This window comes from Pseudomonas sp. JS425 (assembly GCF_018223845.1).
In the GTDB taxonomy this organism is placed as follows: Bacteria; Pseudomonadota; Gammaproteobacteria; order Pseudomonadales; family Pseudomonadaceae; genus Aquipseudomonas; species Aquipseudomonas asiatica.
In genome coordinates this window covers 2,772,511-2,786,909 of the sequence record NZ_CP073661.1, presented here as the reverse complement: position 1 = coordinate 2,786,909, position 14,399 = coordinate 2,772,511, and the positions used below count along the sequence as shown (strand labels likewise).

Genomic DNA, 14,399 nt, shown 5'->3' with positions numbered 1-14,399 from the left:
CGTTTGAAGAGTTTCCAGATGAAAAAATACCTGATGAGTGCAGGCGTTTTCGCCTTGTCCCCTTTCGCTCAAGCCGATCTGGTGGGCGACAGCCATGCGAACCTTGGCCTGCGCAATTTTTACTTCAACAACGACTTTCGCGACCAAGCCGGTAGCCTCGGCCAAAGCAAAACCGAAGAGTGGGCCCAGGCCTTCGTGCTCGACTTCAAATCCGGCTACACCGAAGGGCCAATCGGAGTCGGCCTGGATGCCCTAGGCTTGATGGGCGTGACGCTTGATAGCGGCGATGGTCGCCACCGGGGCAGCAGCATGATCCCCGACGAAGGCAGTGGCGCGTCCCAACAGTGGAGCCGCCTGGGCCTGACACCTAAGCTGAAAGTCGCCAACACCGAACTGCGATACGGCACGCTGATGCCCAAGCTGCCGGTGCTGACCTACAACGATGGTCGCCTGCTGCCCCAAACGTTCGAGGGGGCCCAGATCACCTCAACCGACCTGGATGGCCTGACCCTTACCGGCGGGCGCCTCAATCGTGCTACGGGCCGTGCCTCCAGTGACCGTACTGGATTGGCCGTAGCCGGCGGCACCCGTGAGAGCGACCAGTTCCTCTTCGCGGGTGGCGACTACCGGATCGGCAAACAACTCACGGCGCAATACTACGTTGCCAACCTCGAGGACTATTACACCCAGCACTTCGTTGGTCTCACCCACACGCTTCCACTCTCCGAAGGGCAATCGCTGCGAACTGATCTGCGCTACTTCCGCACCTTCGCCGATGGAGCCAACGACTCTGCTGCTGGTCGCGCAAGTGGATACCGCGTGGGCGGTTACACCGAGGACGGTGACGGCAAGATCGATAACCACACCTGGAGCGCAGCGCTGACCTATTCCGTCCAGGGCCACGCGCTCATGGCCGGCTATCAGGAGGTGTCGGATGGAAGCAACTTCGTCCAACCGAACCAGGGCTCCCTCAGCGGCAAGGGCGCAGGTGGTGCCAGTGTCTACCTCTACACCGACCGGATGCTCGCGAGCTTCAACCGAGCGGGCGAGCGTACCGCGTTTGCCCAGTACAGCTATGACTTCGCCGCTGCCGGCGTACCTGGCCTGAAATTCTCCCTGATGTACCTGAAGGGTGAAGACATCCGCACCACCAGCGGCAATGACGCGTCCGAGTGGGAACGGGATGTGGGCCTGGACTATGTCGTGCAGGACGGTGCGCTCAAAGGCCTCGGCCTGTCTTGGCGCCATGGATTGCTGCACTCCGAAATCGACCCCAACCAAGAGCAGAACCGACTCATCGCCAGCTACACCCTGGCGCTCTTCTGATCTCTGACCACGTGCTGCCGGCGAGCCGGTGGCACATCTTCGCTTCAAGGAGCTCTCAATGAAACGCATCCACAGCGCCCCTGGCACCATCAGCCCAGTAGGCCCGTATTCTCAAGCCGTGGTCAGCGGCCACCTGGTGTTCACCGCCGGCCAGATCCCATCGCTGGGCAGCCTGGAAGAGCAGCCCGACAATTTCAAAGACCAGGTCAGGCAGACGTTCGCGAACCTGGCCGCGATCCTCGAAGCGGCGGGCTCCAGCCTTTCCCACATCGTCAAGGTCAACGCCTACCTGACAGACCCCGATCAACTGGTGCCCTTCAACGAGGCATACAAGGAAATCCTCGGCCATGCACCACCCGCTCGTACAACCGTCTGCGTGCAGCTGTGGGGCGTGAGCTTGGAAATCGACTGTGTGGCCGAGCTGATTGACATGGAGGTAGGGAAATGAACGACGACCTGATCGCAAAACTACAGAAGGTGAGCTTCGCCACGCTGGGCCACTTCCTCGAGCGCGGGTTCGTCAGCCATGAAGTCCGCGCAATGGTGCCTGGCGGTCGCATTATTGGGCGCGCCGTGACGCTTCGCCTGGCCGAGCCCGATGCCATCGCCGTCAACCGCGCCCTTATCGCCCTTCAGCCAGGCGATGTCCTGGTGATCGACATGGCGGGTGACCATGCCCACGCTTGTGTCGGGGCGGTCACGCAGTTTGCGGCTCGCTGCGCGGGTGCCGCCGGCATCATCGTCGACGGCGTAGTAACCGACATCAACGAACTGCGTACCTGCCACTTGCCGGTGTTCGCTCGTGGCACCACTCAGCTGACGACCAAGCTGATCGGCGGCCAAACAAGTCAGGTGAACGTGCCCGTGAATTGCGCTGGAGTAGAGGTGCACCCCGAAGATTTTGTCCTGGCCGATGACAACGGCATCTTGATCTTGCCGGCACAAGAACTCACAACGGTGATCGACAAAGCGTTGCAATCGGACCTTTACGAGCCTGAGTTGATGGCGCGATTACTCAGTGGCGAACCGCTGCCGGAAGTACTGACCATACGCGCTCAAGCCAGCCAACCCTAAGAAAGCAAACTAATAAACTGTTCTACCGCCCCACAAAAACTGGGTATCCAATAAAAATGTTTAGCAACCAAAACACGACACAAATAAATCAGCTTCCATTAAGCCCAAGACTCGCAGCCCACACATCTAAACCTGGCTGAAAACTTGACTTAAACCTCAATCGTAATAGTTTACGCCTACATAGAAAAATAATACGGGGGAAAAATTTGTAGTGAGATCTGCCTCCAAGCGCTGCAAAATCTGCAGCGCCTTCCTGCACCTAATTATATCGATCGTATCAGCCCAACACCGCTTCAATCACTTCGTCGAGAATTGCAATACCCGCTTCCACCTCTTCAGCGCTGACTATGCAAGGCGGTACCACATGGATGCGATTCTCGACAACAAACGGCAGTAGTCCACGTTCGATGAGCTTGGATTTCAACAACTGCATCTTGCCTGCGGCAAGCGGCGCCCGAGTTTCCCTATCTTCGACAAATTCCATAGCCCAGAAGACGCCAGCACCACGTACCTGACCAATGACTGAATGACGTTTCTGGAGCTCCCTTAGACGTGGGCCCAGGCAGTTAATCCCAATATCTAGCGCATTCTCTACGACACGCTCTTTACGCATAGCGTCAATTGCAGCGACAATCGAGGCCATAGCAAGCGGATGCCCAGAGTAAGTCAAACCACCTGGGAAGAAATGAGTATCAAAGTAAGCACTGAGTCTCTCCGAAATCACCACGCCACCAACAGGTACATAGCCCGAGTTCACGCCCTTGGCAAAAGTGATCAGATCAGGCACCACGCCATAATGCTCTAGAGCGAACCACTTGCCGGTCCTACCGAAACCAGACATGACTTCGTCGAGAATGAGCAGGATCCCAAACTCATCCGCCAACTGGCGAACGCCCTGGATATAAGAGGCAGATGGCATCAGGATACCGGCAGTACCAGGCAGGCTTTCGAGCAGAATAGCTGCAATCGAGTTTGAACCTTCACTCTCGATGACCCGACGAAGATGGCGCAACGCGCGTTCTGTTTCTTCGAGCTCAGTCTGAGCACTAAACTCGCTGCGATACAGATAGGGCGTAAAGAAATGTACGTGACCACGTGCATATTCATTCGGCACACGACGCGGATCACCAGTGGCGACAATCGCAGAGCCAGTATTGCCATGGTACGACCGGTAAGACGACAGCACCTTATCTCGCCCGGTGAAAATCCTTGCCATACGAATCGCGTTTTCGTTCGCGTCAGCACCGCCGTTAGTAAAGAAAACTTTCTTGAAGCCCTTCGGTGCCTGCTCGATGATCCGCTTGGCGGCTTCGCCTCGCATCAAGTTAGCTGTCGCTGGAGCGATAGTGGCCAGCGTAGCTGCTTGCTCTTGAATCGCAGCGATGACAGCAGGATGCTGGTGACCCAAGTTGGTATTGACTAGCTGGCTAGAAAAATCCAGATAACGTTTTCCGTCGTAATCCCATACTGTGCACCCTTCCCCTCCTGCGATAACCAGAGGATTGAGCAAACCTTGAGTCGACCATGAGTGAAACACATATTCGCGATCAAGACCTTTAACCCGGATTTCTCATGACCGCATAAACAAAAACGGCTGAAAGCCTTATGATTCTTGTCGCCAAACAAAGCCCCATAAGTCTTCAGCCGCGCACAAAATGCTACCAGAAAAACTCCACTTTTCACCCCTCTCTCGCCGCCTCGTCGAGGCCTCTTTCACCGGTGGTCACATCACCTCGGATGCGGGCTTGTTGCTGCTGCGCGAGGTCGACCAGCAACATGGCTTGACCCGCCGCCTGGCCAAAATCGTTCCCGATCGGCGTGATCCTGGGCGTGTCCAGCACGGACTGCAGACACTGCTCGCCCAGCGTATCTATGCACTGGCCGCCGGCTACGAGGATCTCAACGATCATGACGGCCTGCGCCATGACTACGCGCTGCAGACTGCGGTCAACCGCCTGCAACCGCTGGCCGGCAAATCCACTCTGGGGCGCCTGGAACAGCAAGCCGATCGCGAAACGGTGGTGCAAGCCCATCGCCTGCTGTGGGAGCACTTCATCGCCCAGCATGACCAGGCGCCGGCTGAGATCGTGCTCGACTTCGATGCGACCGATGTGCCGGTGCATGGTGATCAGGAAGGGCGCTTCTTCCATGGCTATTACGACCATTACTGCTTCCTGCCGCTCTATGTGTTCTGTGGTCGCCATCTGCTGGTGAGCTATTTGCGCCCGAGCAACATCGATGGCGCCCGACACAGTTGGGCCATCCTGGCACTGCTGGTCAAGTTCATTCGCCGCTTCTGGCCAGAGACCCGCATCGTGTTCCGCGGTGACGGCGGTTTTTGCCGACATCGCATGCTCGACTGGTGTGACCGCAAGCAGGTGGATTATGTGGTGGGTCTGGCCCGCAACACCCGCCTGCAGCGGATGGCGGCGCCGGCCATGCAAGCTGTCGCCGAGGCCTACCAAGAAACCGGGCAGAAGATGTCCGGCGTGTATCGCTTCCTCTATCAGGCCGGTAGTTGGCGTAGGCGCCGCCTGGTCGTGTCGCGCCTGGAACATGGCGAGCAGGGTGCCAATCCACGCTTCATCGTCGTGTCCCGCTTTGCCGAGGATGCTGCCCAGCAGTACTACGAAGACTACTGCGGCCGTGGCGACATGGAGAATCGGATCAAGGACCAACAGTTGGATCTGTTCGCCGACCGCACCTCCAGCCCACGCTGGTGGACCAACCAGTGGCGGCTGATGCTGTCGGCCTTTGCCTATGTGCTGTTCGAACGGCTACGCGATCATCTCCAGGGCACCGCATTGGCGCGCATGAGCATCCATAACCTGCGCTTGAAACTGCTCAAGATCGGTGCGGTGATCATTCGCAACAGCCGGCGCATCCGCGTGCTGATCAGCGAGGCCTATCCGCATCAGGAACTCTTTGCGGGGCTGGTTGCCCGCCTCAAGCCGACCTGAACAGGCGGGCGCCCCCGGCCCGGCTCAATGGGGGAAAGGGGGCAGTGCGCCCCATACGCGGGAATTGAATAAAAAACGATCAATTTTTAGCGGTGGAAGGCAGGTTGTTGATACACCGAGGCTTCACCGGCCACGCCTGCCGGCCTCATGAGAAATCCGGGCTAGCACCTCTAAAACCTGAAGAGCCAAAGCCAACAAATTTAAAACCATTGAGACCATGAAAACATACAGCCTTAATCGATAACACCCCAAAGGCATAATTAGGGCTCATAGGCACGCACTCTAAAATTAAAAACAGTAGAAGACCGCACACGGCTCGCCAAATTAGACAATCGTCAAAAAGCACGCACTCCTTGTTATAATCAAGTTTACTTTTAAAAACAAAAATTGAACACTATCGATACCATCGACATCTGCCGCACGTATGGAAAATAACAATTTGGGGAGCATCAATGAACATCAAACAGAAACTAACCTGGGCATTTGCGGTTATTGCATGCCTGCCCGTCGTCCTTGTAGCCACCCTAGTAGTTCTCAACCTACGCGGCGAAGCCCGTGAAGAGTTCATTGATGGCAGCAGTCGCGAAATGCGCCAGGTCAGCAACGCGATGAGCATCTTCTTCCAGAGCATCCAGCAGAACGTCGACTACCTAGCGGCACAACCCTTAGTCGGCGTCACTGGTAGCGATTTGAACAAGTTCATGAACGCTAACCCGTCGTACGAATTGGGCGAGCAGGACAAAAAATTACTTACCGTTTTCACTCGCCTAGCAGAAACACACCCTAATTATGCCTATATATCCTATGGAACTAGCGACGGTGGTTACGTTGGCTGGCCAGCCGGCCAGAAGGTAAGCAACTACGATCCTCGCGTACGCCCATGGTATCAGCTGGCTATGTCAAACCCTGGCAAAACCCTTCGTACGGGAGCTTATTATTTTGCCGTAGATGATGCGGTGTTAGTCAGTACCGTACGAACTGTAGCCAACCAGCTTGGTAACCCCGGGGGCGTAATCAACATTGATGTATCTCTCAAAGGGCTTACCAAAATCGTCAAAGAGATAAAATTGGGCGAGAAGGGCTATTTGATGCTGATGGAAGGGAACGGCAATGTGTTGGTTGATCCACGTGACGCCAACCACAACTTCAAGCAACTGGCCAGCTTCGGTGACGGCTACGCCGAACTGGCCAAGGCCGGCAAAGGCTTGGTGGAGATCGAACTCAATGGCGTACGTTACATGGCCAACGTCTACCCCGACGAACAACTGGGTTGGACCTTCATCGGCCTGATCGAACAAAGCGAAGTGATGCAGACCACCACACGACTGACTTGGCTGATCGGCGCCATCGCCGTGGTGCTGGCCGTGCTGTTCGCCGTGGTCGGTGCGGCCTTCGCCAAGCTCATCGTGCGCCCGATCAACAGCGTCACCAACGGCCTGGAAGACATTGCCCAAGGCGAGGGTGATCTGACCCGCAACCTGGAAATCCGTGGCCGCGACGAAACCGCGCAACTGGCCAGTTGGTTCAACCAGTTCCTGGGGTCCATCCGCACCCTGATTCAGCACATCGGTGCCGCCGCCGGCAAAATCCTCAGCACCTCCAACAGCTCCACCCGCGTCTCCAGCGACATGGCTGAAGCCGCCGGTCGCCAGCGTGAAGCCGTAGACATGGTGTCCACCGCCTTCCACGAAATGGTTGCCACCGCCAACGAAGTGGCACGCTCTTGCAGCCAGGCAGCACAGTCGGCCGACAGCGGCCAACAACAGGCCCGCGAAGGCCAGCAACAGATCGATGCGGCGGTAAACAGCGTGGACCGCTTGAGCCAAGAGATCGAGCAGTCGGCGCAGTCGATCCAGCAACTGGAACGTGACAGCAACGCTATCCAATCAATCCTCGGCACCATCCGCTCGATTGCCGAACAGACCAACCTGCTGGCGCTCAACGCCGCCATCGAAGCCGCCCGTGCCGGTGAGCAAGGCCGTGGCTTTGCCGTGGTCGCCGACGAAGTGCGGGCCTTGGCCAAGCGCACTGCCGACTCCACCGCCGAAATCGACGGCCTGCTCGGCAACTTGGCCAGCCGCACGGCCGAAGTGGCCGATCAGATGCATGCCAGCCTGGAAGTGTCGCAGCAGTCGGTAAGCCGAATCGGCCTGGCCCGCGACAGCTTCGGGCAAATCCGTGAGTCGGTGGATGTGATCCGCGACATGAACACGCAGATCGCCACGGCCGCCGAGGAACAGCACCAAGTGGCCGAGGACATCAACCGGCACATCAGCCAGATTCACGGGGACGCCCAACTGGTGGCCGAACTGGCCCAGGCCGCACGGGTGGATTCGGAGAGCCTGGCCGGATTGTCCAATGAGTTGGATGCGCTCGTGCGCAGGTTCCGAACATGATAGCACCGTGCATGTAACTTCCTGGTAACAGTTGCCCTCTCAGAGGGATCGCTTCTTTAGGGACGAGGCAGGTCGAAGGAATCGACTAATTTGGGATGCCATTCCTTGCCGAGGTCTCAGAAAACTTAACCCTAGTATGTTCAGCCCATTTAATGAATGCACCGCGTAGAGCCTTACTGACCTCGGACACCTTTAGGGGGAAATGACCGCCACCCAAGGGTGCTTGATAAGCAGGCAACGACGCACCTCCACACCCGAGCTTAAGCGCAAAACTACCAAGCTAGTTCTCGATCAGGGCTACAGCCACTTAAAAGCCGCACGGTCACAGGGCCTGATCGAGTCGGTGCAATGCCGCCGGATGAGTCAACCCCTATCAGAGCGCGGCTTTACTTAGCCAACGAGCAAAGTGCTGACACCCAAGCAGCAGAGGACTTACGGGCTGAAGGCTCGGATCAACAGCTTGCCATGGGAAAATCTAGTTAAAAAGCCACTGCGCACTTGATGACCAAGGAGCATGAGCGCTTGCGCTGATTGATCAGCTCCGCCGTGAGGAGTCGATCGAGTTACAAGCTTGACGTTTGACGTGTACCCAGGAAAAGCCTGGCACTTTCCGCCCAAAATCCGCAGGGGATGAACTGGACAGGTAAACGCTGAGTCGATCTCCCGCAATTCCCCACCTCCTCAGGCCAAGAGTATGGGGTTGTCGAACGCCCATCCGAATCCAGCCTCCCCTCCCCCCCATTCCCCCTCTCTCATCCTGCACCCCGCACTGCACTGGGCGGCAGCCAGGCAGCGAAAACAGAAAACAGAAAACAGAAAACGCCAAAAAAAAACACAAAAAACTTGAAACAGGACATATTTCAAGACTAATCTGCGGAAACCGGAAAACAAAAACCAACCTGGAGACGAAAAATGAAGATCAGCCTGTTGCAAGAAGGCGAAACCATCCAAGGCGTCAGTGTTGCACAGCGTTATCAGGAAATGATCGCTGAGGCATGCCTAGCCGATAAGCTTGGCTTCTACGCTTGGGGCACATCTGAGCAACACTTCAACCCTCCAAAATTCACGGTTTCCGCACCTGAAGTGCTCTATGCAGCCATCGCCGCGCAAACCAAGGACATCAAACTGCGCACCATGTGCGCGGTCATGCTGCAGTGGAACCATCCAATCCTGGTGGCCGAGCGCACTTCGACACTGGATATTGTCTCCAACGGCCGCGCCGAAATTGCAACTGCTCGCTCCAACAACCTGGTTACCCTTGAAGCCTTTGGCGTCGATCCAAGCACCACCCGCGCGCAGTGGGAAGATGGCATGGAAGTGCTGGTCAAGGCCTTTGCCGACGAAACACTGCAACATGAAGGGCCGATCTGGAACATTCCTCCTCGCACCATCGTTCCACGCCCACTGCAAACTCCACACCCGCCGATCTATGTCTCGGCTTCCAGCGTCCAGACCCACAGCAACGCGGGTGAGCGCGGTATCGGCGTACTGAGCTTCGAGAACTACTTCGGCTTCGACTACCTCCAGGAATGTATCGATGCCTATCGTGCCGGCCTGGCCACCAACAAAAGCACCATTCCACGCCGCACGGAGCAAGCCGGGCTGTATGTTGCCACCGCCTTCTGCGACACCACGCGTGCTCGTGCGGTAGACATCGCCCGCAATGTCACCACCAGCTACTTCAAGTTCATCATCGACCTGTATGCCCCGCTCGGTAAGAAGGGCTCTTACGAGTACCTGGATGGCCGCATGCTGCGCTTGCTCGAACACGAAGGCGACATGGACTTCCTGATTTCGGAAACGCCTTCGGTAATGGTTGGCGACCCGGATGACTTCATCAAGCGCATCCGCCAACTCGAACAAATGGGCATTGACGAAATTCTGCTGCGCATCGATGGCATTCCACACGAAGACATCATGCGTTCCATCGAACTGATCGGTCGCGAGGTCATGCCTGTCATCAATGGGGGTGGCAAATGAGCCAAGTCCAACTGAAAGCGCCAATCGAGGCGGCAGGTATCGACCTTCAGGTATTCAAGGATGCCATGGCCGACTTTCCGGCAGCGGTCACGATCATCACCACTTGGGACGATAATGGCCAACCGGTCGGTGCGACGCTCTCCGCCGTCTCGTCGCTGTCTGCCTCCCCACCAATGATGCTGGCGTGCTTCGATCGCAAGTCGAAGACCCTTGAATACCTGAAAGCAGGCAAGCCCTTTTTGATTCACGTGCTGGGCGAAGGCCAGGAAGAACTGGCCATGCTGTTTGCGGGTAAGTCCACAGATAAATTCGCTGCTGTCAGCTGGCACCGAGGTGAACTTGGCCTGCCAACACTGAGCGACGCCAATTGCGCGCTGGCGTGCGAGGTCGCAGATGTTTTGCCAGGCGGTGATCACCTGATAGTGACCGGACACATCCGCCATATCGACCATAACCGCGAGCAGCTACCGCTTCTGTATCACCGCCGCAAAATGTTCGGCGTGCCACAACAGGCAGCGCAAGCATGAAGCGGGTGGTGGTGGTTTATGGCATTCCCCAAGACACGTGCGCATTCGAGCGCCACTACCGCGACGTGCACGTGCCGCTGGTAAAGCAAATGCCTCTGCTGGCCGGCTTCGAAGCCAGCCTCAGTGATGCAGGCGCCGATGCCGAGAACTGGCATGCCATCGCGATCTTGACCTACCGCAACCAGGCCGATCTGGACACTTCACTGGCATCCCCCGAAGGCGTTGCCGCCGTTCAGGACGTTGGCAATTTTGCTAGCGGCGGCTGCCAGATCTACACCTGCGAATTTGAAAGCTTCTAAAAACAATCAGAGTGAGGCCTTGCCATGAATCTACCACTGGACCCTTTGAAACACCTGAGCGTCAACGCTCGGGCCTTTTTGAAGCAGCCAATGAAGCTGATGATTGACAATCAGTTCGTAGACGCTTGCGAAGGTAAAGTATTTCCTACCTATGACCCTGCGACCAGCCAGCTGATCGCTAATGTTTCCGAAGCAGGGATCGCCGATGTAGAAGTAGCGGTTGCGTCCGCCAACCGTGCACTGGTTGGGCCTTGGGCGAAAATGCTGCCAAACGAGCGAGAAGCGATTATCCGCCGGCTGGCCGACCTTATCGAAAAACACGCCGATGACCTCGCCCAGATCGAGAGCCTGGACAGCGGCAAACCTGCCGCCCAAATCCGCGCAGTAGACATTGAACTTTCGATTGGCGCACTGCGCTACAACGCTGGCTGGCCAACCAAACTGCACGGTCAGACAATTCCGGTCAGCGCTCCGGAAATGCACGTCTATACACGTCGCGAACCGCTGGGGGTAATTGCGGCCATCGTGCCGTGGAACTTCCCACTCTGCCAAGCCTGCTTCAAGCTGGCTCCTGCATTGGCAGCCGGCTGCACTGTCGTACTCAAGCCTGCCGAGCAGACTCCTCTGTCCGCTCTGTTCCTGGCTAATCTGGCAATCGAGGCGGGCCTTCCACCTGGTGTACTGAACGTGCTGCCTGGCTTCGGAAAAGTGGCAGGACAAGCACTTGTGGAACACCCTGGCGTAGCAAAGATTGCCTTCACCGGCTCCGAAGCCGTGGGCAAGCACATCGTGCGCACTGCCGCCAGCGATCTCAAGCACGTGTCCATGGAACTGGGCGGCAAGAACCCCAACGTCATCTTTGCCGATGCTGATCTGGACAAGGCTGCAGCAAGCGCTGCGATGGCGATTTTCTTCTACTCCGGCCAAGTTTGCGCCGCCGGCTCACGGCTGATGGTTGAGCGCAAGGTCTACGAGCGGGTGCTGGAAATCGTCATGGCTGAAACAGCGAAGCTCAAAGTTGGGCATGGCCTTTCTCCAGATACGTTCCTTGGCCCACTTATTTCGGCAGATCAGTTCTCCAGGGTCAGCGGCTTTGTCGAGCGCGCAAAAGCACAAGGCATTGAGTGCGTGATGGGCGGCAACAAAGCAGGTGGTGCACTGTCCGACGGACACTTCCTGGAGCCAACCATCCTGCTGAATGCTTCCGATAACCAGGAGGTCGTGGCCGACGAAATTTTTGGCCCGGTATTAGTGGTCCAGACATTCGACTCGATCGACGAACTCACCACCCGCGCCAACAACACCGGCTTTGGCCTTTCGGCCGGTGTCTGGACGCGCGACGTCGGCAAAGCACATAAGGTGGCTGCCGCGCTGCAGGCTGGTACGGTCTGGATCAATACCTACGGCAACTTCGACTGTGCTGCGCCGTGGGGGGGCTACAAGCAGTCTGGTTATGGCCGTGACAACGGAGCGGAAGGCATCGAGAAATTCCTTCAGACCAAGACTGTATGGACCAACTGTAATTGATACCGTGCTGGAGCCATTCCCACGAATGGCTCCGATACGTCTTCGCAGGAGCTTGAATCACCCTTTTAGCCGACCACCTGGTCGGCTTTTTTTCAGACTCGATCAGACCCTAGCCGCTTGTACAGAAGATCGATGTACGGGAAGCTTTCGATTCGTTCGATACCCTCCACCATCCGTAAGGAGTCGTCAATCAACTCGAACAGGGACGCCCGCGACGCACACACCACTTCAACAAATAGGTCGAATCTGCCGGCACAAATCGTGATGTAGGAAACATTATCGAGCGCCCGCAGACGCTCAGCCACATCCTTGACACGCACCCCGGGGCGTACGGTAATCGCCACCCAAGCCAGCGCTCTCTGCTCAAGGTTCATTGGGCTGGTGATCGCCATGATATTGAGCAACCCCGATTCGAGAAGCGCATTCAGCCGCCCCCGAACCTGGGATTCAGAGATGTCCAGCGCGATCGCGATGTTCTTCAGGGGGGCTCGACCATCGAAACTGAGCTCTCGCACAATCTTGCGGTCAACCTCATCCATCTCCCTGCTCAAGACGCCCGGCGTCTGCGAAGTCGGCGCACGGCCGAAGAACTGCGCCCTCTGGTAAAAAACGCTGTAATAGGGAAAGACCTCAATGCCCTTAACGCCTTGTAATACGGCGACCTGGCTATCCAGAATCCGCTGCATCCGCCCCATGTCTGAACAGATGATTTCCACGAAAAGCGGAAAACGACCAGTGGTGGTAACAACGTAATCGACCTCGGCAATTCCTATCAGCGCCTCCGCCACGGCGGAGACCGGTGCTGTCAGGTCCAAGCTAATACCCATCAGCGCACCTGCCTGGAACCCCAGCGAAGCGGGATCCGTCAGTGCCACGATCTGAATGACGTTCTGCTCCAGCAATTGGTGCACTCGATTGCGGACTGTCCGCTCGGAAATGTTCAGTTCACGTGCGATGGCGACAAAGGGGCGGCGTCCATCTTCTTGCAGATGTGCAATGATTTCTCGATCGGTCGCGGACAAGGGCTGCTCTGAAAGCGGCCCATGCCCCGTCGGCTGAAGTCGTGTAACGGAAGGTGCTTCTCGCAGATCGGCTATGTTCATGTCGTTGACGGTCTAGAAGGCAGATGGCGGTATTATCCACCGCCACCTCTATCGGGCAAGTGTTAACACTCGGCCTCTACAGCCAATACCTCGACCACTTCAAGGTCGTAACCCGCCAACCCCAGGAATTTGGCAGGAGACCCCATGTTTCGCAACTTCCTTACCCCCAGATCCTGAAGGATCTGGGCTCCAGTGCCCAGTTCCGCATAGGTGCGCGAATGACTGCGCTGGCACGATCGGTTAGGTTTGGTCAGTTGTGGAACGCGCTCGAGCAGCGCTTGCGAAGATTCGTGCGTTGCCAGAATCACGACGACCCCATGCCCCACGGATGCCACCTTTTCCAGCGCACCCCAAAGCGTCCAACTGCTGGGCGTCACGCAATCAGCACCAACGAGGTCACACAGTGGGTCAATCGCGTGCACCCTTACCAACGTCGCCTCGTCACCACAAACATCGCCCATGACCATCGCCATATGAACGCCGCCTTCAATCACATCTTCATACGTCACAAGGCGGAAGGTGCCGTGAACCGTGGGCAACTCCCTCTCGCCGATCCGCACAACGGTGTGCTCGGTCGCAAGCCGGTGGTGAATCAGGTCAGCAATGGTACCCATCTTGATGCCATGCTTTTCGGCAAATCGTTCCAGGTCATTGCGTCGAGCCATGGTTCCGTCATCATTCATGACCTCGACGATCACGGAGGCCGGCGTGAGTCCAGCCATGCGGGCGAGGTCGCATCCCGCCTCGGTGTGACCTGCCCTGGTCAGAACCCCACCTTCACGTGCTCTCAGCGGAAAGATATGACCAGGCTGCACCAGGTCATCAGAGGTAGCACCAGGACGAACCGCAGTGAGCACCGTATGAGCCCTGTCAGCCGCGGAAATCCCCGTGGTTACTCCGTGAGCCGCCTCAATCGAGACCGTGAACGCGGTTGAAAATGCAGCACCGTTACTCGGCACCATTTGCTCGAGCCCAAGGCGCAGGCAATGCTCGTCAGTCAGGGTAAGACAGATCAACCCACGCGCCTCACGGGCCATGAAATTGATGACCTCAGGGGTGCATTTCTCTGCGGCGATCAGTAGATCGCCCTCATTTTCGCGATCCTCGTCATCGACCAACAGGACCAGCTTACCTTGGCGATAGTCCTCGAGGATCGATTCGATTGTATTAAAAGGCATATTGTTGTCTTCTTTGGCCTGTACGTGTA

Annotated in this window: 12 protein-coding genes; 9 read left to right on the top strand and 3 right to left on the bottom strand. The window is 57.0% G+C overall.

Translation table 11 applies throughout. The features are described 5' to 3' along the window. Positions 1 to 18: 18 nt before the first annotated feature. The 3 genes from KDB76_RS12770 to KDB76_RS12760 are packed head-to-tail and all read left to right on the top strand — an operon-like array spanning position 19 to position 2,400. Positions 19 to 1,326 carry an OprD family porin gene (locus KDB76_RS12770; protein ID WP_038409458.1) on the top strand — a complete coding sequence of 436 codons (1,308 nt, stop codon included), beginning with the start codon at positions 19 to 21 and terminating at the stop codon, positions 1,324 to 1,326. Positions 1,327 to 1,384: 58 nt separating this feature from the next. Beyond that, positions 1,385 to 1,774 (top strand): RidA family protein, encoded by a 390-nt coding sequence (locus tag KDB76_RS12765; protein ID WP_038409457.1) that lies wholly within the window; start codon positions 1,385 to 1,387, stop codon positions 1,772 to 1,774. Then, on the top strand, positions 1,771 to 2,400 hold the full coding sequence (locus KDB76_RS12760) for a dimethylmenaquinone methyltransferase (RefSeq protein WP_038409456.1): 630 nt from the start codon (positions 1,771 to 1,773) through the stop codon (positions 2,398 to 2,400). Before KDB76_RS12765 ends, KDB76_RS12760 begins: the two co-directional genes overlap by 4 nt. Positions 2,401 to 2,677: 277 nt before the next feature. Here KDB76_RS12760 and KDB76_RS12755 read toward each other — a convergent pair whose 3' ends face one another. Then, complete coding sequence (locus KDB76_RS12755; RefSeq protein ID WP_249206223.1) at positions 2,678 to 3,910, bottom strand: aspartate aminotransferase family protein; 1,233 nt, start codon at positions 3,908 to 3,910, stop codon at positions 2,678 to 2,680. A 145-nt stretch (positions 3,911 to 4,055) separates the two neighbouring features. Between KDB76_RS12755 and KDB76_RS12750 the strand changes: the two genes are divergently transcribed. From KDB76_RS12750 to KDB76_RS12725, 6 genes are all read left to right on the top strand, one after another. Next, positions 4,056 to 5,360: an IS1380-like element ISPa33 family transposase gene (locus tag KDB76_RS12750; protein ID WP_038409882.1), complete on the top strand. Its 1,305-nt coding sequence runs from the start codon at positions 4,056 to 4,058 to the stop codon at positions 5,358 to 5,360. A 452-nt stretch (positions 5,361 to 5,812) separates the two neighbouring features. Beyond that, positions 5,813 to 7,756 carry a methyl-accepting chemotaxis protein gene (locus KDB76_RS12745; RefSeq protein ID WP_013972331.1) on the top strand — a complete coding sequence of 648 codons (1,944 nt, stop codon included), beginning with the start codon at positions 5,813 to 5,815 and terminating at the stop codon, positions 7,754 to 7,756. Between the two features lie 912 nt (positions 7,757 to 8,668). After that, a complete protein-coding gene (locus KDB76_RS12740; RefSeq protein ID WP_013972330.1) occupies positions 8,669 to 9,736 on the top strand; it encodes an LLM class flavin-dependent oxidoreductase in 1,068 nt (355 codons plus the stop codon). Beyond that, entirely contained in the window at positions 9,733 to 10,263 is a 531-nt protein-coding gene (locus KDB76_RS12735; protein WP_013972329.1) for a flavin reductase family protein, read from the top strand. Before KDB76_RS12740 ends, KDB76_RS12735 begins: the two co-directional genes overlap by 4 nt. After that, complete coding sequence (locus KDB76_RS12730) at positions 10,260 to 10,562, top strand: EthD family reductase (protein WP_013972328.1); 303 nt, start codon at positions 10,260 to 10,262, stop codon at positions 10,560 to 10,562. Before KDB76_RS12735 ends, KDB76_RS12730 begins: the two co-directional genes overlap by 4 nt. A gap of 24 nt (positions 10,563 to 10,586) precedes the next feature. Further along, entirely contained in the window at positions 10,587 to 12,089 is a 1,503-nt protein-coding gene (locus KDB76_RS12725) for an aldehyde dehydrogenase family protein (RefSeq protein ID WP_013972327.1), read from the top strand. A gap of 92 nt (positions 12,090 to 12,181) precedes the next feature. Here KDB76_RS12725 and KDB76_RS12720 read toward each other — a convergent pair whose 3' ends face one another. Further along, entirely contained in the window at positions 12,182 to 13,192 is a 1,011-nt protein-coding gene (locus KDB76_RS12720; RefSeq protein WP_080563773.1) for an Lrp/AsnC family transcriptional regulator, read from the bottom strand. A 62-nt stretch (positions 13,193 to 13,254) separates the two neighbouring features. Then, complete coding sequence (gene ribBA / locus KDB76_RS12715; protein WP_013972325.1) at positions 13,255 to 14,370, bottom strand: bifunctional 3,4-dihydroxy-2-butanone-4-phosphate synthase/GTP cyclohydrolase II; 1,116 nt, start codon at positions 14,368 to 14,370, stop codon at positions 13,255 to 13,257. Between the last annotated feature and the right edge of the window lie 29 nt (positions 14,371 to 14,399).

What these genes read in the sequence shown, in the direction of transcription:
- KDB76_RS12770 (WP_038409458.1), top strand. Translation starts at nt 19, where the DNA reads ATGAAAAAATACCTGATGAGTGCAGGCGTTTTCGCCTTGTCCCCTTTC.
- KDB76_RS12765 (WP_038409457.1), top strand. Translation starts at nt 1,385, where the DNA reads ATGAAACGCATCCACAGCGCCCCTGGCACCATCAGCCCAGTAGGCCCG.
- KDB76_RS12760 (WP_038409456.1), top strand. Translation starts at nt 1,771, where the DNA reads ATGAACGACGACCTGATCGCAAAACTACAGAAGGTGAGCTTCGCCACG.
- KDB76_RS12750 (WP_038409882.1), top strand. Translation starts at nt 4,056, where the DNA reads ATGCTACCAGAAAAACTCCACTTTTCACCCCTCTCTCGCCGCCTCGTC.
- KDB76_RS12745 (WP_013972331.1), top strand. Translation starts at nt 5,813, where the DNA reads ATGAACATCAAACAGAAACTAACCTGGGCATTTGCGGTTATTGCATGC.
- KDB76_RS12740 (WP_013972330.1), top strand. Translation starts at nt 8,669, where the DNA reads ATGAAGATCAGCCTGTTGCAAGAAGGCGAAACCATCCAAGGCGTCAGT.
- KDB76_RS12735 (WP_013972329.1), top strand. Translation starts at nt 9,733, where the DNA reads ATGAGCCAAGTCCAACTGAAAGCGCCAATCGAGGCGGCAGGTATCGAC.
- KDB76_RS12730 (WP_013972328.1), top strand. Translation starts at nt 10,260, where the DNA reads ATGAAGCGGGTGGTGGTGGTTTATGGCATTCCCCAAGACACGTGCGCA.
- KDB76_RS12725 (WP_013972327.1), top strand. Translation starts at nt 10,587, where the DNA reads ATGAATCTACCACTGGACCCTTTGAAACACCTGAGCGTCAACGCTCGG.
- KDB76_RS12720 (WP_080563773.1), bottom strand. Translation starts at nt 13,192, where the DNA reads ATGAACATAGCCGATCTGCGAGAAGCACCTTCCGTTACACGACTTCAG.
- ribBA (WP_013972325.1), bottom strand. Translation starts at nt 14,370, where the DNA reads ATGCCTTTTAATACAATCGAATCGATCCTCGAGGACTATCGCCAAGGT.